Consider the following 25,157-nt stretch of genomic DNA (forward strand, 5'->3'; position numbering starts at 1 on the left):
TGTAGGCTCTTGCCCTACGTTTCCGATTAACTGAACTTGATTTCTTAGTGTACTCATAACTCTAAAATTTAGATGATTAAAAATGCTGCCCAAACCCTTTGGACAATTTGCGTTTATACCTTTAAAAAATGATTTACTTATGTTATCCTGAGCGTTTGCCTTTTTTGTTTTTAAGGTTTTTGATTCCGCTTCTTTTTGTATGTTTTGAACTGATTTCATAAGATTTCTTTTTGATTTACTTCCATTTAATGCCTATCGCTGTTCCCCTTTTTGTTGCTGATATGTTTTTAAGAGTTTGAATTAGTATGGACATATAAATGCGGTTATGCTGTCCGGCTAATTTCAAACTATTGATATTTTGCTTTCAAAAAAAGAGAAGTACAGCGATGCTGCTTAAGGGAATTCAAAAAGCTAACGAGGGAGGTTTTAAAACTTAAGAAGGCGAGCAAAATATTGGAACCCAAAACTTAAAAGTAGAGAACGATTTCTAAGGAGTCCGTATTAAATTTAATGGAATAATAAAATGAATTAGCACATCATAAATTGCTTCCTTCCTATATTGAGGTAAACTTCTTACTAGTTATAGTATATCAAAATGTTATTATGGAATATATAGGTTGGATTGGCGCATTACTATTTATTATCTCCTACTTACTTTTAAGTCTTGATTACCTCTCTGCTCAAAAATACTTGTATCACATTTTAAATGCTCTTGGGGCTTTATGCCTAGTGATAAATGCATTGGTTATTGATGATTACCCAAACATATTTGTGAATGCTGTTTGGGGATTGATTGCATTAGTTGCTGTAATAAAGAGAATGCAACCTACTATAAAAGGAAAATCACGTGGTAAAATTTAGCAACTCAAGGCTATATTTTGTGTAGATAGCTACTTGTTTTTTATATCTCGCTTCAGACTCTTCGAACATTCCTAAGTAGTAATAGGCACCATCAATTAGGGCAAAAATAACTTCAGTTACCTCTTTCAAATTAGTATTATTTATAACACTGTTTGATTTAGCTTCAAGTAATCTTTGATATAATACTTGGTGTAATTCAAGTAGGTATGATTTAAAACTGTTTTTAAATTCAGGTACTCGATAGATAAGTGCATAACAGCTATAAAAAACACCATCATCAAAATAGCTATTCCAGGCTCTGGTAAATAAATTTTCAATAAAAAGCACTAAATGTTCTTTAGTGTTCATCACACCTATATCCTCAGAAATCATTACGTTAAGATGCTGTTCTAGGATATATTCATTTAATCCAATCAAGAGTTCCTCCCTATTCTCAAAGTAGTGTAGAACTAATCCTTTGCTGATATCCATATGCTGGGCAAGCTTAGCTATAGAGGCATTCTCCAGTCCCAATTGACGCGATACTTCATAAAACGCAATGATAATTTCTTTCCTTCTTTGCTCGCTAATATTTTTTCTACCCATACTAAAATTTATCAAAAATAGACTTTTCAATTTTTTATTGAATTCTGTAAAACATAATAACACAAAGACAACATTTAAGTAATCATTATTTAATTGAACGATTGGTCAATCTATTTTTCTTGTCTGCTACTTTTGATGCCATCAAATCAAAAAATATGCATCTCAAAAAAACAGTATTACTTATTACGTTATTCGCCTCAATTATAAACTTGAATGCTCAGTTGCAAAAAACTACTTCAATTAAGCAAAAAGTAGTCTTCATTATAGTTGATGGCATTGCTTACGACATGATCGTGAACAACCCCTCACCTCGATTGGATGAAATTGCTGGCGAAGGATCGATAACCCAAGCATATGTTGGAGGTTTAAAAGAAGGATATTCTGAAACGCCTACAATTTCTGCTGTTGGTTATAATAGCCTACTTACAGGGGTATGGGCAAATAAACACAATGTTTGGGGCAACAGTATTAAAGATCCTAATTATAATTATCCTACAATTTTTAGACTATTCAAAGATCAATATCCGAATGGCAAAACCGCTGTATTCTCTACTTGGTTGGACAATCGCACAAAACTTATAGGAGAAGGCTTAGATCAGACAAGAGCGGTTGAAGTTGATTATAAATTTGATGGATACGAACTTGATACTATTAGGTTCCCACACGATGCCAAACGTGAGTACATTAAAAATATAGATGCGCTAGTGGCTAAAGAAGCTGCATTTACTATAAAAACACAGGCTCCGGATCTTTCTTGGGTTTATCTAGAATATTCGGATGATATGGGCCACGGCTATGGAGATAGTCCACAACTTACTGCAGCCATTAAATACGAAGATAGTTTAATTGGTTCCATCTACGATGCAGTGAAATTTCGAGAACAAAGCCACCAAGAAGACTGGCTGTTTCTAGTAACAACAGATCACGGACGATCGCCTAAGGATGGAAAACATCACGGAGGACAGACAGATAGAGAACGTAGTACCTGGATTGTTACTAACAGTAAAAACACCAACACTTATTTCGACACGCAAATACCCGCTATCGTAGATCTGCTGCCTACAATGACTAGTTTTTTAAACCTAGATGTAGCCAAAGATATACGTTCAGAGTGGGATGGGGTTTCTCTTATTGATCCTGTTGATTTCATAAATGTTCAAGCTGAAGTGTTAGATAATCGACTGCATTTAGAATGGGAAACTTTAGGAAACAAGAATACCCAAGTCAGCATTTTGATAACCAACACTAATGATAAGAAGTTGGGTGGAAAAGATAACTATACCAAAATCGGTCAAACTTCCTTGGGATCAGAACGGTTTGATATTGTTCTAAAAAAAGGTAAAAAACTTCCGGTTAAAATTCTTCTACAGACGGAAAACACCACTCAAAATGTTTGGATTATCTCAAATAATTAATCAACAAAAAAGCAATTAATTTCAAAATGACATGAAGAAAATCTTTACCCTTTTTATCCTTTTAGTATCTCTGGTCTCGTTTGCTCAGCAGACAGTTAAAGGTATAGTCAAAGACCCTAACGGGGTGCCCTTGGGAGGCGTTACTGTTATGATCCCTGATAGTTCTCGAGGGACAGTAACTGATTTCGATGGAAATTTCAGTATTGAAGTGAATAGTGGCGAGACCTTACAATTTTCCTACGTTGGTTTTACAAAGCAAGAAGTAGTTATCTCAAATCAATCGGTTCTTGAAATTATTATGGCAGAAGATGCGCAAGCTCTTGATGCTGTAGTTGTAACAGCCTTAGGAATCAAAAAAGAGAAAAAAGCGCTGGGATACGCAGTTCAAGAAGTTGAAGGCGATAATCTAGAAAAAGCTAAAGAACCCAATTTTGTCAATCAACTTTCAGGTCGCGTTGCTGGGTTGAATATTAAGAACTCGACTGATCTGTTTCAAAATCCCACCATCGAGTTACGTGGCGCTACTCCCCTACTAGTAATTGATGGAATTCCTGATCGCACGTTAGATATCTGGAAAATTAATTCGGACGATATTGAAAGTATAAGTGTTTTAAAAGGTGCTACTGCTTCTGCACTTTACGGTTCTGTAGGAAGAAATGGGGCAATTATGATTACAACAAAACGAGGTAAAAAAGGTAAACTCAATGTAAGCTTCAATAATTCTACCTTATTTCAGACAGATTTCATCCGGGTGCCTGATGTTCAAACGACCTACGGAAACGGAAATCGAGGCGTTTATGCTTATGTGAATGGAAGTGGATCCGGTACTGAAGGTGGAGGATGGATCTGGGGACCACGCCTAGATCAGCAGGATCCTACTACTACAAGCGGTTTTTATGAAACCACGCAGTACAACAGTCCAATAGATCCCAACACAGGAGAATTAATTCCAATACCCTTCACATCTAGAGGTAAAGATAATATCAAAAATTTCTTCGAAACAGGAATTATACAGTCCAACAATGTAAGTGTTGGTTGGGGTAATGATAAGGCTGACGTTCGTCTCTCTTTATCTAACAATTATCAGAAAGGAATTGTTCCTAATACAGATTTGAAAAACACATCATTCAACCTTGCTGGTACCATAAGACCTACTGATAAACTTACATTAAATGGCTCTTTAACCTACAATAAGCAATTCACTAGTAACTTTCCTGAAGTTGGTTATGGCCCTACTAACTATCTCTATAACCTGATATTATGGACAGGTACAGATGTTGATATTAGAGATTTAAAAAATTACTGGCGCGAAGGTCAAGAAGGCATACAGCAACGTCATTTTAATATATCCTATTATAACAACCCCTACTTTCAGGCATATGAATATGAAAGAGGTTATAATAAGACCAACATTTATGGTAATGCTTCCTTCAACTATGAAATCAACGATGCCTTAAGTCTAAGAGGACGTACAGGGGTAAATGAATACAGTCTTTATCGAACTTATAAAGAACCTAAAAGTTATATCGGTTATGGTAATAAATCCAGAGGAAACTTTTCAATTGCACAAACGGAGTATTTCGATATCACTTCAGATTTAGCACTACACTTTGAAAAGAAAATTTCAGATAATTTTGGGATCACAGCAGAAGGAGCATATGTCAATTATTATAGAAATTCAAAAAACACGTCTCAGTCTACTGACGGATTGAATGTCCCCGGTTTTTACAATTTAGCAAATAATGCTGGCGCTACATTATTAGGTTCCAATCGTGAAGAAAAAGAAACCATCAACAGCTTTTACGGTTTTATTGATCTTGAGTTCTATAACGCATTTTATCTATCATTAACAGGACGTAACGATAAAGTCTCAACATTACCTGAGGGTAACAATTCATTCTTTTATCCGTCTGTTTCCGGTTCGGTTGTACTAAGCAGTCTATTTGAAATGCCACAGTGGATAAGTTTTGCCAAACTTAGAGGTTCTTGGTCTCGAGTTTCTGAGGGTAAAATTGGCAGTGATCCTTATGATTATATTTTAGCGTATGAAAAAGGAACGATTTGGAATGGTACACCGTCAACCTACTTTGGCAGTAATTTACTTTCTCCAAATTTAGAACCAGAAACCTCAGACACTTGGGAAGTTGGTGCAAATATAAGAACCTTAAATAATCGACTTGGATTGGATATTGCTTACTACCAAGCTAGAGATTATAATAATTTAATATATAGCCCCATTTCTGATGCTTCTGGGTATAGTAGTATTTTATTGAATGGAAATGAATTTCAAAGAAAAGGTATAGAATTAACGCTAGATGCGACACCTATTAAAAATGAAAACTTTAGCTGGAACACTCAGATAAATTTAAGTCATTACCGCAGATACCAAGAAGAAATCTATGGCGATCGTGAGCAAACTGAAGGATATATTCGTGTTGGTGATAGAACTGACAAAATATATACTGGAGTCTATCAAACTAATGCTGAAGGAGATGTAATTTTTGAAAATGGATTACCAGTTTCAGATCCATATGATCGATTCATTGGCTATGATGAACCTGACTTAACTTATGGAATTTCTAATAGTTTACAGTATGAAAACATCTCCTTATCATTCTTATTTGATGGTCGCTTAGGTGGTTTGATGTATTCAAATACAAACCAGAAAATGTGGTGGGGAGGTACTTCTAAAGGAACAGTAAATCAGTTTAGAGAAGATGCTGTAAATGGTGAAAATACATATATAGGAAATGGTGTTGTGGTCACAGGTGGTTCGGTTAGCTACGATGTTAATGGAACCATTACAGAAGATACGCGTACTTACGCTCCTAATGATGTACCTGTAAACTATATCAGTTTTATGCAGAGCACTAGTAATTACCACAATAAGAATTACCATTATTACAAAGAAACCTTTATAAAGCTAAGAGAAGTAACGCTAACCTACCAATTCAATGAAGCGTTCTTAGAACGAACACCATTTAAAAGCTTAGACGTTTCCCTTGTAGGCCGTAATCTATGGTTAGCATCCGATATTCCTAATGTTGATCCTGACTCAGGAGTAGATAATCTTCAAGCTCCGGCGACCCGCAATATTGGATTTAACATCAATGCAAAATTTTAATACACCAAATTAATGATGATGAAAAAGTATCTAATTATATTCTCTCTACTACTGCTTGCTGGATGTTCTAAAGTTGAAGATTTACAAAACGACCCTAACCGGGCCACTCAAGTAAGTCCAGATTTACTCCTAACCACAATTGAGACTACAGCCTTTAATAATGTAAGTCTTAATGCTGCATTAGCTAGTAGACAATTAACATTTACAGATGGCACCAATCAATATCAGTATTATAACTGGCAACGAGCTGGTTTTGGTCAATACGATGATCTAAAACAAGTTTATAAAATGATTCAAGAATCTCAACGTACAGATTCACAGGTGTATCAAATTTTGGCAAAGTTTTTCAATGCTTATTACGCTATTGAACTAACCCGTGTATTTGGCGACGTACCTTATACAGAAGCTGTAGGTGCTGAGATAGGAATTTATACTCCTTCTTATGACCGTCAAGAGCTAATTTATGCATCAGCCCTTGATTCTCTTAGGGCTGCTGGTTTAGAATTAGCTCAAAACACTGAAACTATTCGTGGTGATGTTATTTATGAGGGAAATAAAAAACAATGGCAAAAACTAATAAATAGTTATAGTCTTAGAGTTCTAATGAGCCTATCCAATAAAGTTGATCAGACCGATATTGATATTGTTGGCCGGTTTAATGAAATCTTGAATAATTTTGATCAATTCCCAATATTTGAATCTAATTCAGATAATGCATCTTTAGTTTATGTAGATATTCAAGACAATCGCTATCCGTTATTTAATGATAATTCGCTTCAAACAGCCTATTATATGGAACAAACCTTTGTAGAAAGGCTTCAAAACTATGAAGATCCTAGATTGTTTATGATGGCGGACAAAAAGCCAAATGCATCAAATTTAAACGTGGAGGATTTTTCAGCATATGGTGGTTTGTATGGTAGCGCACCTTTAAGCGATAACGGATCTAAAGCCGTTAGTGGAGAGGCCTCTCGAATTAAGCCGCGATATTATAACAATCCTGTAAATGAGCCTTCAATACTTATGAGCTATGCTGAACTTCAATTTACACTAGCAGAAGCAGCTGCGCGCGGTTGGATTTCAGAACCAAGTGAACCGTATTATAAGTCAGGAATAGCTGCATCTTTAGCTTTCTATGGTATATCGGAGGCTGAAGATTACTTAAATAATCCTACAATTCAATTAAATAGTAATGAAGACCTAGAGTCTATACTTACTCAAAAGCACATTGCCTTGTTTTTGAATACTGGTTGGCAGAGTTTTTATGATCAAAGAAGAACAGGTTTTCCCGAATTTAATGTAGATGGTGGTGGAATTTTAAATAATGGTTTGATCCCAAAACGCTTTATGTATCCTCAAAATGAAAGCATCAACAACCCGGAAAATCTAAACGAAGCGATTAATCGACAATTCCCTTCGGGTGACAATATAAACGCTTCGATGTGGCTCATTGATTAAATTGCATCTGCTTAACAAATTTAAAAAGCTATGATTTTAAAATCATAGCTTTTTAAATAATTATTCAATTACGAGCTGTTGGAATTAAGATTATTAAATCACTATATCCTTTAACGGGTCTTCATTTAAGGTTTTAATTCTAGCCTATAATCATTATTGAATGCTAGTTCAACAGTGTAGCAAACAAAATTTTCTAAGTACTTCTGCTTTTATAGTAATTGAAAGTCCAAGAGTGTATCTTATCCAACGAATCTTAAACTCTTATCAATGATTATTACCTTGTACTTGCCACAAAGAATCTTCTTTGATTCTACTAATTTTGGAAGTAATAAAAAATCTCTGAATTGTGCATTTTATGGAGTAAAATAGTCAAAAACTAGAATTTAACCTTATACTCCGCTTTCATCCAATCATAAGGAGCTCGTGCAACCCATTGACCTCGTGTAAAATCAGGAAACTCCTGCGGTTCACCATTATTTTCAATGGAAGCTTCTGAAAGCGGGGTTATCGCACTCCAAGCTGCAGCATCATATGCATCAATTGGTGGAGCAATATTAGCAATAGCAGATTCGACAAAAGCTTTCATTACAAAGTAGTCCATTCCTCCATGACCCGCACCAGTGGCTTCTTCTCCATATTTTTTCCAGACTGGATGGTCATATTTTTTCAACCACTCTTGTGAGTCATCCCAACGATGTGGTTGTGATTCTCCTTCAATATAGATACGATCTCCATCCTTCTCCCAAAGTCCGTTTGCGCCTTGCACTCGAAATCCTAGAGAATACGGTCTAGGTAAATTAGTGTCGTGAGTTACAATTATGGTTTCTCCATTAGCACATTCTATGGTTGAGGTGATTATATCACCTTGTTTAAATTTAATCTTGGCATTGGGATGATCTTTACCTCCCTGATCTACAACATACTTGTGTAACCCCACCGCTTTAGTTGCATTGGCTGTCATACTGGTAAACCGATTCCCCCTATTAATATCCGCCATTGCCGCAATTGGTCCAACCCCGTGTGTTGGATACGTATCGCCGTTACGGTACACTGAATGTTTAGTGCGCCATTTTGCTTCAGAAAGTCCCTTTTCTCCAAATTCAACCCCACCTCCATAAGGCTGCTTACCATCATTAAATTTTACTGCTCTAAGATCGTGTTGGTATCCACAACGATAGTGTAGCATTTCACCAAAAACATTTTGTTTTACCATGTTTAGGACAGCCATAACATCTCTACGAAAGTTCACATTCTCCAAAAACATCATATGCGTTCCAGTAGCTTCGTGTGTATTCACTAAGTCCCAGCACTCTTCTATCGTTTGGGAAGCTGAAACTTCAAGTCCGGCATAAACACCTGCTTTCATAGCCGCCACTGCCATTTTAGTATGCCATAACCAAGGGGTAGCAATGATCACTGCATCTACTTCTTTGGAATCCAAAAGATTCAAATAGTCGTTTTCATTGTTACCAAATACCAAAGGTTTCCGTCTTCCGTCTTTTTCAATCAAATCTAAGGCGATCTCAATACGTTTGGGATCGATATCACAAATAGCAGTAATTTCAGTGTCCTTACGATGAATCGCATTATTAAGGTGATTGGTTCCTCGTAAACCAACTCCAATAAATGCAATCTTCAATTTTTCAGAGCTGTATTTAGTATTAGGAAAAACTAAATTGGGTGCAAGGGTTATCCCTGCTCCAACAATAGCTGATCCTTTAATAAAGTTTCTTCTTGAGTTCATAATCTAATTCTTAAATAATATGATTTTAATTTTTATTACAGTAGTATTTTGAAGGAGGTAAATATATTATCTACATTCAGCTTTTAGTTAAGAAGCTTGTCAAGAACTTCAAAATCAATACTAGGCTTATTATTTGATGAGGTTCTGGTAAAAAGTGTATCAGGATTTATATTATCTGAGAAAAATCCACAATTTCTAAGAAAAAAAATTTCTTCATCACTTCCCCCTGAATAATCGAGTCGGCGTCCAGCTCTAGCTGTCGCATCTACAGTGAATTTGGCTTCCGTTACTTCGGTCCAAGTATCTGAGGTGTCATATACCCATTGGTTCTTATATAGCGCTTCTCGTTCTTGATTCCCAGTACTAGGACTGAAATTCTCTAAAAATGAATAAAAGCGTTTGAGATAACTCGTAGTTTTAGGTCTTCTAAAAGAAGCAATTAATTGCCATTCACCGGTTTCCGGGGCATAAAACCAAGCTGTATAATCTGAAGAATCGTTGACCGAAGGCTCTCCTTTCAATAAAAATTTATACGTAGTGCCTGCCTTCCAATTGTAAACTAAATGACTGTGTCCTCCTGACCCTTCGTTACCAAACTCTCCTGCATTTACAACAGCACCTTTATCGAGAAGAATTATTTTCTGATCTTCAGGTATTTCTGAAGGATCATCAGTACTGTAGGGACTCCAAACAGAAAAAATCACACGTCGCTCGGTCTCGCTATTTACCTGAATTCCAAAATATCCAAAATTAAAACCATTGGCCGTAAAATAAGATCCAATCTTATCTTGCCCTTCAGGAACTTCTATTTCACTATAGAAATAAGTAAGGTCCTTTTCTTCAGGAATAGAAAAATTCAGATGATCGGAAGGGCCACGACGACCGAAATAAAAATGTTCGGTATTTTTTATATATGTTATTTTCGAATCTGTTGCACTACCTCCTAATAAAATTTCTTTTAAATCGGCAATATATGCTCCCGTTTTTCCGAGTGCTCTAAATTCTAATTTGTGATATCCTATAGGGATATCCTTAAATTCAGTAACTGCTATATCTTGATATGAAGAATTTGACAATTGGATATCTGTAACATTTCCATCTAGACTCACTTCAAGATTAGTTATACCGTCAGGTACTTTAACAACAAGCCCCACTTGCAAATCACCTTTTTGAGATGTTGCAAAATATGACTCAACTACATCCTCTGTTGATATCCAATTATGAACACCTGTATCAAACACCAGACCTTGTGTTCTTTCGGCACTATTTTGAATCCAAGAATTTCCACCTGCGGGAATCCGGATCGTAAAATTATATACCACATTTTCTTCGATCTCATTTTCTTTACAAGAGAATAAGGACACCAAAGTCATCAGCAAGAAAATCATTTTTGGTAATTTTTCTTTTAAGCTTTGGTATGTATTAGTCATTTTGAATTAAGCTTGGCTGAACATTAATTTGTGCCTCAGGGATGTACTCAATCACACGATCTTCTGATGGTTGGATTTCATAATATGGATTATTTCCATTTAAATGCGTTCCTGGATAGCGTCTATTCATGGTTCTTCCGTTACGGAATACATCAAACTTACGATGCCCTTCATATGCCAATTCCATTCTCCTCTCCTGCAACACAATATCAAGAATAGTCATTCCTTCAGGAAACTCTGATGCATCATTGTAAGTTGTAATACCTGCTCGTGTGCGAATAGTGTTTATATCATTTAATGCATTCCCGACCTGATTTAATTTAGCATAAGCTTCTGCACGATTAAGATACATTTCCGCTAAGCGAGAAACCACGGGTGACCATAATTGAGGTACATCATCTTGAAGCGAACATTTTAGTATAAAGAATTTGGGATATCCATTACGCTTTACCATATCGAAGTCTTTTATTACGTATTGTTTATCTCCTGCAATAGTGGTGAAATAATACAGTGTTTGTGGACCAATTACTTCGGAAGAAATTAGATAATCGTTACCGTTGTCTGTAAAATAAGTTTCATTGCCTTGTTCAAAGGTTTGTCTAAACACATATTGATAATTCTCATTCACCCAATATACTGCCGGAATTAAATCTCCGTTAGCATCTGTGCTGTATTGAGGATCTATAAATTCTAATCGTTTGTCAGTAGGATTTTTTCTGAGTAAGTCTAAAAAGTCATTTGAAGCATACATTTCACCCCATCCACTTCCTAATATATTTGCATACAATGAACCCACAGTATAATATCCATGATTATAGTCTGACTCTTCTAAAAATTTAAAACAGAAAATAGTTTCTGAATTATCATCTGGATTTATTCTTGTATAATTAGGTAGTTCATCTGTGGAAAGTAAACTGTATCGCCCAGAAGCTATAACCTTTTCAGCATAATCAATTGCTTCTTGATTTTCCTCCATATATAAATAAACACGGGATAGCAATGCTTGAGCGGCTTCTTTAGTTGCATAACTGTTGGATTTATTGACTGTCATCAATGATTCCGCCTTAAGCAAATCGGAAACTACTTGATCATAAATTTCACCTACAGTAGCACGGTCTGGTAAATCATCTATCAGAGAAGTCAATTTCAAAGGTACTCCTAGGTTATCCCGTCCTTGATTGTAAGGGCGACCGAAAACATTTACCAATTGAAAATAAGCATATGCTCTTAAGTAATAATTCTCACCAATAAGTTGATCTGTTTCTTCAGATTCCCCTTCTGTGGTAAGCTCAATCATTTTATTACAGCCTACAATAGCCTGATAACCGGAGGTCCAAAAATTATTCACACGACCACTTGTAGCTAAGTTATTGTAATTGTAGGAATAAAATAATGCATCAGTTGTCGTCCCACTCAGAGCGACATTATCTCCAGGGTACTCTGCTATTCTATGAAATTGCGGAGCAAATCCATTTCCATCTGCATCTCCCTTTAAGATCGCATAATTACCAAGCGTTGCTGCTTCTATTCCTCCTTCGCCAGATAATAATTCTTCTGAAGCAATAGAGTCATAAGGAAATCGCTCTACCTCACAACTTACAAGTATAACAGTGATGAATAATAGTTTAAATATAGTTTTCATTTCGCTATTTATTTTTGATTAAAATGACAGATTAAGTCCAAACGCAATACGCTTAGAAATAGGATATTGGGAGCTAGCATACCCATCAATTCCTACTTCAGGATCAGTTCCCGAAAAATCAGTAATGGTGAGTAAATTATCTCCAGTTAAGTACACTTCAAAATTACTCATGTGAAGATCGCTCAACCATTTTTGAGAGAAAGTATAGCCTAAACGAATATTACGCATTCTGAGATAGCTTGCATCTTCTAAATAACGTGAAGATGTTTTGTTAGAAAGGTTATTCCCTCCATAAAGAGCTCGTGGATGCGTGGCTATATCTCCTGGCTCCTCCCATCTACTCCAACCATCCTGTAAAACCTGTTGATTATAGGTAGGATATGCTCCATCTGCGTCATATAGCTCTCTACTAGAATGATAAATCTGACCTCCTTGAGAAAAATTAAAGTTTGCGCTAAGTGAGAATCCTTTATAAAGCATCATCGAACTGAAACCTCCATAAAAATCAGGAGTTGAACTACCTACAATCTGTTTTGTGGCTGCATTATAATCCGTTGTTTCTGAACGCTCTCCAGTATTAGGATCAACCGTTTCCCATAAAGGGTTTCCAGTCTCAGAATCTACTCCTAACCATTTACGCATAAACCAAGTGTTATAATCCTCTCCTACACGAGACAGTTTAGTACCTCTGTCTATATCTTCACCCTCAAAAAGCTCGGTAACTTCATTGCTATTGGTTCCAATATTCCCAGTTATAGTCCAGCCAAAGCCGCTTTGGTTTTCCTGAAAAATATCTACAGAAAGATTGGCTTCAAAACCAGTATTAACCACTCCTCCAATATTTTCATAATATCCATTATAACCACTTGTAGAGGGCAGAATCACATAGTACAATAAGTCTGAGGTATCCTTATTATAATATTCTAAAGAAAAACTTGCACGATCAAAGAAGCGGCTATCTAAGCCTATATTAGTCTGATATGAAATTTCCCAAGCTAAATCATCATTTCCATATTGATATGGAGATGGCGCTGGCAAACCATTGTATGTACTCTGTAAACTATATAGATCATACTGTGGATAGAGTGCCGCTGGTCTGTTTCCTACTGCGCCATAACTGGCTCGTAGCTTAAGTTGATTTATTTCCTTTACTTTAAAAAAGCTTTCATTATGTATATTCCAACCTAAGCTACCAGAGTAAAAGGTACCGTACTGATTGTCTTTTCCAAAATTTGAGGCTCCATCCCTACGTATAGAGAACTGTGCTAAATAGCGATTATCATACCCGTAATCAGCATTAAACAATACAGACTGAAGAGCAGAATCATTTGTAGTCCCTGATACCGCTCCTGGTGTAGCAGCATTATCCAAAATTGTGGTACCCGATACAATCCCATAGCCAGTAGCACCACTAGAGGTATATTTATAATCCTGATATTCATAACCTAAAAGTGCATTTATACGATGCGCACCCATTGATTTTGAATACTTCAACATCTGATTTGTAAAGTTGGTTATACGTTTAGTGTTGTACTTATATAGTTGACCATTATTAGCAAGACCACTAGTTGATTTGGGGTCTGTATAAGTCATACCATCAGCATAGTAAAAAGTTACACTATTAGTAGAAATAAATTTTAAATCAGGAAGAATCTGATATTCTAAATCCATATTAGAAAAAAGATTTAGCTCCCTACTATTGCTATAGTTATATTGTAAGTTATAGAGATAATTTGCATTATCTCTCCCGTACCAAATCTGACCACTTTCTAGATCCTGAGGATTTATAATAGTTCCATTAATATCAGTAGGGGTATCCCAAGGCATATAAGTATACAGAGCATAAAGAGAATGTTGCCGATTATTTCGCTTATTGTAGTTTACAGCCACCTTTGGTTTTAGCGTAAGCCTTTCTCCAATTTTGTAGTCGTGATTCAAACGAGCACTTACTCTATCATATTTGTATCCTTTGAGTGTTCCTGTCTCATTATAGTATCCTAATGACAGGAATGTTTTTGACTTTTCATTGCCGCCGGTAAATGTTAGATTATGATCCTGAATCACTCCTGTTTGAGTACCATTCTCAAACCAATCAAAATCATTAGCCAATACGCTTTCATCAATTCCTTCAGGAATATTATCTTGATTTCCAAAAGATTGATAGTAATCATAGAGTTGCTGTGAATTCATCGTTTCAAAATTGCCATTGTTAAAATAACTGTAACCCAATCTTGAGGAAATAGTGAGTGTATTTTGATCTAGTTTAGCTTGCTTGGTAGTCACCACAACGACACCATTTGCACCGCGAGAACCGTATAATGCTGTTGCTGAAGCATCTTTTAAAACAGATATACCTTCGACATCATTTGGATTTAAATTGGGGGTTCCGTGTACAATTACTCCATCAAGTACCCAAAGCGGATTTGTACCTCCATTAATTGAAGTTAAACCTCGAATCCGTACCGATGGCAAAGAACCCGGTTGTCCTGATCCCTGCACCACTTGTACTCCGGCAGCTTTACCCTGAAGCATTGTAGAAACATCTGAAGTGGTAACATCGGTAAGCTCTTTAGACTTGACTTCTGATACAGCCGAAGTAACACTTGATTTTTTTTGTTCGGTATAGCCTACTACCACAATTTCATCTAATTCTGAGGTAGATGATTCGAGACTCACATTAACTGTAGTCATTGTAGATACTATAACTTCTTTTGGCTTAAAACCTAAGTAAGTAAAAACAAGGATTTGACCTGATTCTGCTGATATACTATAGTTTCCATCAAAATCGGTTACCACTCCTGTAGAAGTTCCTTTTATCTGAACATTAGCTCCAGGAATAGGCGATCCGGATTTTGAATCAGTCACTATTCCCGTAATTGCGCTTTGTGCGAAAACTGCGCTTGCAGTACACAAAACGAAAAAAATTGTGCTTAAAATTTTAATCATAATTAATGTTGTTTGATTATTTGATTGATTTTAAAAAGTTTTCTGCTTGTCTGATTCTTTAAATCCACTCAGGTACTATAAAAGTGTTCTCGAGCACACTTTTAGTTAAAAAAATAGTTGTAACTATTTTTAAATCTAATATAGATTGCCTAAAATCAATTTAATTATACCATTACTCAAAAAAATAATATTCAAAAATCATCATTCTTTGTTAAGATTTTACTAATCTAATACATTTAAATTAATTATGTGCACGAGCACATAATTAATTTATGTTAAAATAAAAGAATTCAATGTTTCTTTTACTTTCATTGTCAGGAGTCTAGCCTTCTTTAATGATGTACTCTCTGCATAAATGCGTACAATAGGTTCCGTATTAGATTTACGGATATGCACCCACTCTTTATTTTTAAAGATTATCTTAGTCCCATCGATTGTATTAACTTCTTCGTTGGCGTAGACCTTTTGTATCTGCATTAATAATGCATCAATATCTGTAGCTGTAGGTAACTCTAATTTCTCTTTGGCTATAAAAAATGCAGGATAAGAATTACGTAATTCTTTACAGCTTTTTCTGGTTTCGGCGAGATGCGATAAAAACAGAGCAATACCTACCAAAGCATCACGTCCGTAATGTGACTCCGGGTAAATAATACCTCCATTCCCCTCTCCACCTATTACCGCTTCTACTTCTTTCATCTTGGTAACCACATTTACTTCACCTACTGCGCTGGCAAAATAAGCTTGGTCATAGCCTATAGTTACATCATTAAGTACGCGTGTTGAAGACAAATTGGATACTGTAGTTCCCGGCGTTTTACCTAAAATATAATCAGCACAAGCTACGAGTGTATATTCTTCCCCAAACATAGTCCCGTCTTCATTTACAATAGCCAGCCTATCTACATCTGGATCTACCACAAATCCTAAATCTGCCTGCTCCTCAACTACACGTTTAGAAATAGCAGTTAAATGTTCTGCAAGGGGCTCAGGATTATGTGGAAAATGTCCTGTAGGTTCACAGTATAATGGTATACAGATCACGCCTAATCGTTCTAATAATGCAGGAATAGTGATTCCTCCTGTAGAATTAACGGCATCGACCACAACCTTAAAACCTTTTGCTTTTATTGCTTCAACTGCAACGTGTTCTAATGCTAATACTTCATCGATATGCGCTTCAATAGCATTCGTATTTACAAAATAACTACCTAAATTATCTACTTCAGCAAAATCGTAAGCCTCTTTCTCAGCGAGTGCTATAATTTTACTTCCTTCTTCAGCATTTAAAAATTCGCCTTTATGATTAAGTAATTTTAAGGCATTCCATTGTTTGGGATTATGACTTGCGGTTACAATTATTCCCCCATGAACCGCTTCTCTTACGACCGCTAGTTCTACTGTAGGTGTGGTAGATAGTTCTAAATCTATCACATCTATTCCCAGCCCTAGTAATGTGTTGCTGATTAATCCGCTTACCATACTACCCGACAAACGGGCGTCACGACCTATTACTATTTTTAGTTTTTGGTTTGTATTCTCAGCTTTTAACCAGGTACCGTAAGCTGCTGCAAATTTTACAGTGTCTAAGGGTGTTAAATTATCACCCGTAGCACCACCTATTGTACCCCGTATTCCCGATATTGATTTTATTAATGTCATTGTTATTCTATTAATATTCCCATTTTACAAAAGCTTCCATTGCTGCATAATGCGCAAGTCCGAGCTTGTCATACAACTCTGCGGTCTCGCGGTTACGATCTTCTGCACGTTGCCAAAACTCTCTACTGTCTGATCCTTGAAAAACAACTCCGTCTTTTTGAGACTGGTGTTTAAATATTCCAAAACGCTTTTCTATTACCTGATCTGGTCCCATAGGCACCGCCATATCAATTTCATCGATACCCCATTCTTGCCATGCACCTCGGTATAACCACAACCAGCAGTCTTTCATAAAATCTTTATGCTTGATTTGTTTTAAAGCCTCAAAAACAGCATCAAGGCACACTTTGTGGGTTCCGTGCGGATCAGCAAGATCTCCAGCTGCGTAAATTTGATGTGGCTTAACTTGCTCTATAAGATCAATTGTAAGTGCAATATCTTCAGCTCCTAATGGATTTTTTTCAATTGCTCCTGTTTCGTAAAACGGCAAATTCATAAAATGAATCTGACTATCGGGTAAGCCCACAAAATGGCTGGTAGCTCGAGCTTCTCCACGACGAATAATTCCTTTGATTTGTCGAAGTTCTGGAATGTCTATACCTCCTATTTCTTTGGTTTTTAAAAAATCAAAACTCTTATTATATATACGTTGAGCTTCGTCACAAGAAATACCGAATGCCTCATTATAATCTGTAATAAATTTTGCAAAACGTATCGCCTCATCATCGGCAACTGCAATATTTCCTGATGTTTGGTAAGCCACGTGCACTTCATGTCCCTGCTCGTGTAATCTCTTAAACGTGCCCCCCATACTTATAATATCGTCATCAGGATGCGGACTAAAAATTAACACCCGTTTTTTAGCTGGCAGTGCTCGCTCTGGTCGCTTGTTATCATCTGCACCCGGTTTTCCTCCTGGCCAGCCCGTTATGGTATTTTGTAGTTTATTAAATATACGTATGTTGATATCGTATGCCGGGCCCATTTGTGCCAGCAAATCGCTCATTCCGTTCTCAATATAATCTGCATCGGTAAGCATTAAAATGGGTTTTTCTAAGCTTATGGCCAAATCTAAAACCGCTTTACTAATCAGTTTATCTGTCCAATTTACTTCTTCTACTAACCACGGTTTGTTAATACGGGTAAGCTTAGACGCAGCCTCTTTATCCAACACAAAATCTACATGTTGATGCTCTTGTAAAAAAGATGCCGGCACAAGATTAGTAAGTCCTTCTTCTACTGCTTTTGCAATAATTGCAGATTTACTTTCGCCCCAGGCTAAAAGAATAACCCGCTTAGCTTCCATTATTTTATGAACGCCAAGTGTAATTGCCGTACGGGGGGTGTGTTTTAAACCTTCAAACTCTTTACTTGCAGCAATACGAGTACTGTGGTCTAGCGCTACCAGTCGTGTTTTAGAATTTTGCAAAGATCCAGATTCATTAAAGCCTATATGACCGTTACCTCCTATTCCTAAGATTTGTAAATCAATCCCTCCTGCTTTTTCGATTTGATCCTCATATTGAGTACAAAAACCAGCAATCTCATTTTTTGCAAGCGTTCCATCGGGTATATGAATATTTACTTTTAAAATATCTATATGATCAAAAAGCTGCTCATTCATAAATCGTACATAACTGTGTATCGATTCTGCCTTCATTGGGTAATACTCATCCAGATTGAAGGTAATTACATTTTTAAAGCTCAACTGTTCTTCTCGATGTAATCGCACCAGTTCTGCATACAAGCTCTTGGGCGACGAGCCCGTTGCTAATCCTAATACACAAGTTTTATTTTGGCTTTGCTTTTCTTTAATAAGTGCAGCTATTTGTTGAGCTACTGCTTTTGACGCATTCGCGGAATTATCAAAAACATGAGTATTGATTTTCTCAAAACGTTTTTCAAATTCGGTAGCAGTGTCTATTGTACTAGTGAACATTCTTGTTTTCTTTTTATTGTTTTTATTTTGACCAACTTTTTATGCGACATCCCCATATTGCAAATAACAGGATGATAAGGTAACAAGGGATTAATAAGATGTAACCTGAGTTTGCTGCTTCTCCCGCAGCAACTGCAGCGGTAGTTCCTTCTTGCATTAAATCTGCTTTATTGACATCTACAAGTCTACCGTATAACGGTGGAATTAACGCACCACCAGAAATACCCATTACCAGCAATGCAGAACCTGTTTTTGTATGTTTTCCTAGATTACTAAGTGATAAAGGCCATATTGCAGGCCACACCATTGCATTTGCAATACCTAATGCCGCAATTAGTAATACCGAAGTAAATCCTGTGGTATTGATGATTAATACACTTAAAACAATTCCTAATGTGGCACTTATAATTAATGCATTGCGCTGCTCTATGTACTTAGGTATTAAAAATATTCCTAATGCATAAGAGCAAACCATTGCAAGCAACGTATAAGAGGTAAAAAACTTAGATTGTTCTGCAGGAAACCCCTGTGCCAAACCGTAAGAAATGATACTATCACCAGCAATAACCTCAACTCCTACGTAAACAAAAAGTGCTAAAACCCCAAATAGCAAATGCGGATAATGAAGTACCGTTTTTTTTGAATCTTCTGCTCCCGATTCATCAGATTCGGTAGCTTCTAGCTCAGGTAATGGTGCTTTACGTATAAGCAGAGCAAAAATAAACAGGCATATAGCCATAATAATATAAGGCCATACCACGCTATCTGCCATTTGATCTAGTAATACATTTTTATTACTAGTTTCAGCAAGCTTAATTTTATCTTGAGTTGCTTCAATCCCTGAGAGTAATAATGCACCAAATATCAGGGATCCCAGAGCTCCTGCAACTTTATTAGAAATCCCCATAATTGCAATGCGTTTTGCAGCACTCTTAATTGGACCCAAAATGGTGATGTAAGGATTTACCGCTGTTTGTAACAACGTCATTCCTGCTCCCTGAATAAATATACCTATGAGAAAATAAGAATATGTACGTGCTTCTGCGGCCGGCACAAAAACCAATGCTCCTAACCCCATAATAAATAAACCCAGTGACATCCCTTTGCAGTAGCCTATTCGTTTTAATATGGCAGATGCTGGAAGTGCCATTACCACAAACGAGATGTAAGATGCAGATGCAACCAGATACGACTGCTGGTCGGTGAGCTCATTAATAGCCTTCATAAATGGTATAAGCGCCCCATTTATCCAGGTTACAAATCCCAGTATAAAAAACATTCCGGCTATAATAGCAATCGAAACATTTTTTGAATCCTGTGGTTCTTTTATTTGTATTGCAGTATCGGCCATTATGCTTCTTTTACTTGTGCCAGCAATTCACTTTCATAAAATGCTACAGTTTCTTTTAAACCTTCTTCTATAGAATACTTTGGTTCAAACCCTTCTTTCTGAAATTTTTCTGGATTTGCCTGAGAGTGCTTTATATCACCAGCTCTCGTTTCTTTAAATAGTATTTCAGACTTTGAATTGGTGATTTTGATAATAAATTCTGCCAGTTCCAGTACCGAAGTACTGTTTCCTAATGCCACGTTATAAACCCCTTTACCTGTTTGTGATGCGAGTAAATTTGCTGCTACAACATCTTTTACATAGATAAAATCACGCGTTTGCTGCCCATCACCATAAATTATAAGTGGCTTGTTTTGCAATGCATTTAAAATAAAAATAGGAACTACTGCAGCATAAGCCGACTTGGGGTTTTGACGCGGACCAAATACATTAAAATAGCGCAAAGAGGTGGTAGGTACATCAAACTGATTGCGGTACATATCGAGGTAATACTCCCCATCAAGCTTAGTAATAGAATAGGGTGTTAAAGGTTCTGGTGTCATCGCTTCTACTTTGGGAGAAACCGGATTATCACCATAATTTGCCGCAGAAGAAGATAGGATTACTTTACATTTTCCTGCCCTTTTTGCCGCTTCGAGAATATTAATTGTTCCCTGAGCATTAATTGCATTACACTCGGCTATTTTACTTATAGATTCTGGCACACTAACTAATGCCGCAAGATGAAAAATCGCTGATGCACCGGAAACTAATTTATTTACAGTATCGATATTTCTAATATCGCCTTGCTCAAATTTTAAATTAAAAGGATCGATATTTTTTTGAAATCCAGTGCGTAAACTATCCAATACAACAACCTCATGACCTTCTCCCACAAGATGTTCTGCAATGTGACTTCCTATAAAACCAGCCCCACCCGTTATTACATATTTTTTCATAGCTGTTTTACTTTTACAATAGATTTACTCAGTTTTAAAATCTCGTTATATTGATCTTCAAAACTTTCGATAAGTTTAAATTGATTTTTAGCCCGATCTAGATTGTGCTCGTCATACGAGGTTTTATAATACACATCGCCCGCCAGATAATCTGTTAGAAATCGTAAACCCATTATGAAGATTATAGTTTTTGCGCCTAGCGGCAAAAATTGGATTTCAACTTCTGATAATGAGTCTCGTAATTCCTCTAAAAACCCCTTGAGATATGCCTCATAGTAATCTACATTAAAGGATACCAGACTTAGGTCTTTTTGATCCTCTTCGGCTGTATTGCAAATGGTGCGTATTGCATCTCCAAAGTCATTATGCACAATACCGGGCATCACTGTATCTGTATCGATAACACATAAACCCTTATTATTTGCGTCAAACAGCGCATTCGAAATTTTTGTGTCGTTATGAGTTACTCGAGTTGGAATTTTACCTTCATCCTTTAACTGCTGTAACAAGACCATTTCTTCTTGTAATGCCGCTACCTTTTCAATTTGATAAGCTGCACATTCTAAGCGCATTGCAGATGCGTTTTTCTTTGCCTGCTCAAATTGCAATAACCGTCTGGGAACATCATGAAATCCCGGAATTATTTCTACCAATTGGCACGCATCAAAGTCACTAGTCTGACTGATAAATTTACCAAAGAGCTTTCCGCCTTCATAAGCAATTTCTTTATTTGTAACAGTATCAAACGAAACACTCTTTGCTATGTAGTAAGTTAAATTCCAATATTTATTGAAAGCATCCTGATAATAATAAGCACCCGTTTTGGCAGGTAAAAAAGTAAGAACACGTCTGTATTTTTCTTCGGTATCTAATTCTGGAATTTTTGCAGCAAGATGCTTACTCACCTTAACTTTATTGTTAACCAGCTCTTCTACATTATTAAAAACCTCATCATTTATACGCTGCAATACAAATTGTTGTCCTTCGGCAGTGCTTATAAAATAGGTATCATTAATGTGACCACTAGAAAATTCTTCTATATCAGTAATTGTGCAGTTATGATTAAACGCATTAAAAACTGAAGCTATTAATTCGTTTGTATTTAATCCCATAAGTGCACCGGGTAAACTGCGTTATCTTTTAATTTTTTAATTTCTGTTTGCGCAATGGCTTTATCTTCTTTATAGGTTACTCCAAACCATTTTTCGGGAGTACTTAATACTTCTACACTCACTTTATCAGATTGTAACATCTCATTTACTACAGTAGGTATAAAAAATTCGGCTTTTATATTGCCTTTACTACGCTCCAGAAATTCATTAAAAAGCTCCCATCCAAATTCAAAACATTTAGGCGTAAAACCCCAAAAGTTCATAGAAACAAATGTTTCCGGATCAATAAGCTCTAGGTCGCCACTCTCGTTTTCTACTAAAATTTTATCCCCTTGTTTCTCAATATGTGTACGTTCGGTAACATCCTCGAGATAGCCATCTTGAGAGACTTTACATTCTCCACGAGAGACATACCCGTGATCTGACACTGTATTCTTAAGTTGAAAAGCAACCATATTAAAATGATAAGAATCACTATCTATATCATTTAGAGCGTTTGCCATTATTATAAAAGACTCACGCCCATAAAAGTCATCTGCATTAATGATTGCAAAATTTTCTTTTACTACATCCTTAGTTAGCAATAAGGCGTGTCCTGTTCCCCAAGGTTTAGTGCGATTAGAATCTACAAAGGCATCTGGCACACGATCTAATTCCTGAAATACATAATCTACCTCAGCTTTACCTTTTAATTTAGGTTCAAAAACCTCCTTAAACTCTTCTAATAAATTCTCTCTTATGATGAATACAATTTTTTTAAACCCAGCCTCAATCGCATCATAGATCGAAAAATCAATTATAGTATCCCCTTGCGGCGAAAATGTATCTAGCTGTTTTAAACCACCATATCTACTCCCTATTCCGGCAGCAAGTATAACAAGTGTAGGTCCTTTAGAATTTTGCATTTCTGTTGACATAAATGTGTTTTTCAAAAATTTTGGTTGATTGTTAATAGTTTTCTAAACCTGAGTTTGAAAACCTGTATTAACACAATTTGATTTCTTATTAATTTAAAAATTACAAAGCACTGTAAATCAGTTTTTTATTTAAAAGATTATTTGCTCTCACACGTTATTAATCTTTAAATCTGGTACAATTTATCTAAAAAGAATCTGAAAAAAAAGCAATTTTGACAAAAATGTGCTCGAACACATTAAAAAATGTTATCGAGCACACATTAGTCTGATAATTCATATAGATTATTATCTTTGTTTTAATGAAAGAAAATTACACCATTAAAGATATCGCAGAATTAGCTGGCGTATCTAAAGGCACTGTAGATCGTGTAATTCATAAGCGCGGAAAAGTATCTCCTAAAGCTTTGGAACAGGTAAATAAAGTACTTGATAAAATTGAGTATAAACCCAATCCTATTGCAAAGAGTCTTAAAAATAATAAGATCTATAATATTGCCATATTATTACCCGATGCTGATGCAGACCCCTACTGGCTTCCCTGTTATGAAGCTATAAAGCAGATTGAGCAGGAATTTAGTCATTTTGGTATCAAAATAAATAAAGGTGTATTTAAACCAAAGTCTACAAAATCATTTACCAAAGCTGCAGATCTAGTCATAGCCGAAAAACCAGATGCTGTATTAATGGTTCCGTTATTTTATAAGGAAGCAGAGCATGTTGCGAAAATGTGTGTAGCTGCAGGTATTAAAATCGCCACGTTTAATAACTATATTAAAGAACCACAAATTAATCTCGAGATTGGTCAGGATTTGTTTCAAAGTGGACGTGTAGCGGCAAAGTTGTTTAATATGCTATTAGGAAATAAAGCAACGCTAGCTGTTTTGCATATAGATGAAGCCTTTCAAAATGCCTCGCATATGCAGGAAAAGGAACGCGGCTTTAAAGATTATTTTGCTCAAAAAGAATTAGCTTATACCATTAACGTTCACAACATTAAAAAGGAATCTAAAATTCCATTTGACCAGACTATAGAAAACTTTTTAAAATCTCTTGATGCCGTTGACGGATTATTTGTTACAACTTCTAAAGCCTATTTACTAGCAAATCATATTGCAGCTTATTTACCAAAAAGTTTTATTATAGGTTATGACCTCGTGGCCGAAAATATCAAATACTTAGAAGAAGACAAAATTGCCTTTTTAATACATCAAGATCCTAAAAAACAAGTGTATTTAAGTTTAACTAATCTGATTGAGTTTTTCCTATTTGATAAGCCTTTACAAGAATCCTTAACGCTTCCTATTGATATTATCAATACCGAAAATTACCCACAATACTTAAATTAAGATTCAAAGCGAAAAATTCCAAAAGAGGCTGCTATATGAAACTCAGGTTCTGGAGTTTTAGGATCTGTCCAGGTAATCCAGGTGGCTTGTTTGTTACCCATCTCGTCATGATTATATTTAGCTCTGTAAACACCAATTTCCATAAAGGTACCCCGAGCATCCTGTTTTAAGAGATTAAGTGCTTTTAGCGATTTTAGACTGATTTTTCCTTCTACCTTAAAGTGATCTTTTAATACAGAAGATTTTACATCAATTTCGCCTTCTGGCCAATTCCAACTTAAGTCAAAATTTCGATTAGGCATTGCTTTGAAATCCATAATACGTGGCTGCGTATCAATCTCCAAGCAGTAATATGGACACATTTGCGCATCTGCTCTTATAAACAGTTCTACGCGATCTGATTGCGCTATGCTGGATTTAGAATCGTCTTTTAATTCGGTGAATACCGAGTCGTCTTCAACACTAAAACTAAAATAGAAATAGTCTGTGTCATATAACGCTTTAAATGTAATAGGTTTTATAGGCTGCTTATCCCAAGGTGATACAAAATTGGTGAGTTCATTGGCACTGTCCCAGAGATTGGTTTCTTCCCTTTTTCTCAAATCGGAAGAACCGTTTTGTATTCGCCCAACTATATATTTTGTATTATTCATTGAAACCTCAATTTTTAAAAGTAATAGCAAATAT

The 25,157-nt window shown here is 36.0% G+C and carries 16 protein-coding genes and 2 pseudogenes; 5 read left to right on the forward strand and 13 right to left on the reverse strand.

Annotated elements, in window-relative coordinates:
* Positions 1–219, reverse strand: a pseudogene (locus BUA96_RS00005) (hypothetical protein); the annotation flags it as partial.
* Positions 220–603: 384 nt separating this feature from the next.
* Here BUA96_RS00005 and BUA96_RS00010 point away from each other — a divergent pair.
* Positions 604–861, forward strand: coding sequence for a CBU_0592 family membrane protein (locus tag BUA96_RS00010; protein ID WP_072979069.1), 258 nt, complete (start codon positions 604–606; stop codon positions 859–861).
* Here BUA96_RS00010 and BUA96_RS00015 read toward each other — a convergent pair.
* Positions 844–1,446: a TetR family transcriptional regulator gene (locus tag BUA96_RS00015; protein ID WP_072979071.1), complete on the reverse strand. Its 603-nt coding sequence runs from the start codon at positions 1,444–1,446 to the stop codon at positions 844–846. The genes BUA96_RS00010 and BUA96_RS00015 overlap by 18 nt on opposite strands.
* A 119-nt stretch (positions 1,447–1,565) precedes the next feature.
* Here BUA96_RS00015 and BUA96_RS00020 point away from each other — a divergent pair, with 119 nt between their 5' ends.
* Genes BUA96_RS00020 through BUA96_RS00030 form a run of 3 tightly spaced genes read left to right on the forward strand, consistent with a single transcriptional unit; the run spans position 1,566 to position 7,443 of the window.
* On the forward strand, positions 1,566–2,861 hold the full coding sequence (locus BUA96_RS00020) for an alkaline phosphatase family protein (RefSeq protein WP_233430585.1): 1,296 nt from the start codon (positions 1,566–1,568) through the stop codon (positions 2,859–2,861).
* A gap of 31 nt (positions 2,862–2,892) precedes the next feature.
* Positions 2,893–5,985, forward strand: a complete 3,093-nt coding sequence (locus tag BUA96_RS00025; RefSeq protein WP_072979073.1) for a SusC/RagA family TonB-linked outer membrane protein — start codon at positions 2,893–2,895, stop codon at positions 5,983–5,985.
* 12 nt (positions 5,986–5,997) lie between these two features.
* Positions 5,998–7,443, forward strand: a complete 1,446-nt coding sequence (locus tag BUA96_RS00030; RefSeq protein WP_233430586.1) for a SusD/RagB family nutrient-binding outer membrane lipoprotein — start codon at positions 5,998–6,000, stop codon at positions 7,441–7,443.
* A 376-nt stretch (positions 7,444–7,819) separates the two neighbouring features.
* Here the strand turns inward: BUA96_RS00030 and BUA96_RS00035 are convergent, their stop codons facing one another.
* The 10 genes and pseudogenes from BUA96_RS00035 to BUA96_RS00080 form a co-directional block, all read right to left on the reverse strand.
* A complete protein-coding gene (locus BUA96_RS00035) occupies positions 7,820–9,187 on the reverse strand; it encodes a Gfo/Idh/MocA family oxidoreductase (protein ID WP_072979075.1) in 1,368 nt (455 codons plus the stop codon).
* Between the two features lie 83 nt (positions 9,188–9,270).
* Positions 9,271–10,617 (reverse strand): DUF3472 domain-containing protein, encoded by a 1,347-nt coding sequence (locus BUA96_RS00040; RefSeq protein ID WP_233430587.1) that lies wholly within the window; start codon positions 10,615–10,617, stop codon positions 9,271–9,273.
* Positions 10,610–12,259, reverse strand: a complete 1,650-nt coding sequence (locus tag BUA96_RS00045; protein WP_072979077.1) for a RagB/SusD family nutrient uptake outer membrane protein — start codon at positions 12,257–12,259, stop codon at positions 10,610–10,612. Before BUA96_RS00045 ends, BUA96_RS00040 begins: the two co-directional genes overlap by 8 nt.
* 18 nt (positions 12,260–12,277) lie before the next feature.
* Positions 12,278–15,205: a SusC/RagA family TonB-linked outer membrane protein gene (locus tag BUA96_RS00050; RefSeq protein ID WP_072979079.1), complete on the reverse strand. Its 2,928-nt coding sequence runs from the start codon at positions 15,203–15,205 to the stop codon at positions 12,278–12,280.
* Between the two features lie 270 nt (positions 15,206–15,475).
* Positions 15,476–16,867: a phosphoglucosamine mutase gene (gene glmM, locus BUA96_RS00055; RefSeq protein WP_072979081.1), complete on the reverse strand. Its 1,392-nt coding sequence runs from the start codon at positions 16,865–16,867 to the stop codon at positions 15,476–15,478.
* Between the two features lie 10 nt (positions 16,868–16,877).
* Positions 16,878–18,830, reverse strand: a pseudogene (nagB, locus tag BUA96_RS00060) (glucosamine-6-phosphate deaminase); the annotation flags it as partial.
* Positions 18,829–20,157 carry a sugar MFS transporter gene (locus tag BUA96_RS00065; protein ID WP_072979085.1) on the reverse strand — a complete coding sequence of 443 codons (1,329 nt, stop codon included), beginning with the start codon at positions 20,155–20,157 and terminating at the stop codon, positions 18,829–18,831. The gene BUA96_RS00065 and the pseudogene nagB, both read right to left, overlap by 2 nt.
* A complete protein-coding gene (locus BUA96_RS00070; RefSeq protein WP_072979088.1) occupies positions 20,157–21,095 on the reverse strand; it encodes an NAD-dependent epimerase/dehydratase family protein in 939 nt (312 codons plus the stop codon). Before BUA96_RS00070 ends, BUA96_RS00065 begins: the two co-directional genes overlap by 1 nt.
* Positions 21,092–22,207, reverse strand: coding sequence for a phosphotransferase enzyme family protein (locus tag BUA96_RS00075; RefSeq protein WP_072979090.1), 1,116 nt, complete (start codon positions 22,205–22,207; stop codon positions 21,092–21,094). The genes BUA96_RS00070 and BUA96_RS00075 overlap by 4 nt, the downstream gene beginning before the upstream one ends.
* Positions 22,198–23,124 carry a sugar phosphate nucleotidyltransferase gene (locus tag BUA96_RS00080; RefSeq protein ID WP_084673003.1) on the reverse strand — a complete coding sequence of 309 codons (927 nt, stop codon included), beginning with the start codon at positions 23,122–23,124 and terminating at the stop codon, positions 22,198–22,200. The genes BUA96_RS00075 and BUA96_RS00080 overlap by 10 nt, the downstream gene beginning before the upstream one ends.
* A gap of 299 nt (positions 23,125–23,423) precedes the next feature.
* Between BUA96_RS00080 and BUA96_RS00085 the strand changes: the two genes are divergently transcribed.
* On the forward strand, positions 23,424–24,470 hold the full coding sequence (locus BUA96_RS00085; RefSeq protein WP_072979092.1) for a substrate-binding domain-containing protein: 1,047 nt from the start codon (positions 23,424–23,426) through the stop codon (positions 24,468–24,470).
* Here BUA96_RS00085 and BUA96_RS00090 read toward each other — a convergent pair.
* A complete protein-coding gene (locus BUA96_RS00090; protein WP_072979094.1) occupies positions 24,467–25,123 on the reverse strand; it encodes a sugar-binding protein in 657 nt (218 codons plus the stop codon). The genes BUA96_RS00085 and BUA96_RS00090 overlap by 4 nt on opposite strands.
* Positions 25,124–25,157 lie beyond the last annotated feature (34 nt).

Origin of the sequence: Leeuwenhoekiella palythoae (genome assembly GCF_900130045.1) — a bacterium.
GTDB lineage: Bacteria > Bacteroidota > Bacteroidia > Flavobacteriales > Flavobacteriaceae > Leeuwenhoekiella > Leeuwenhoekiella palythoae.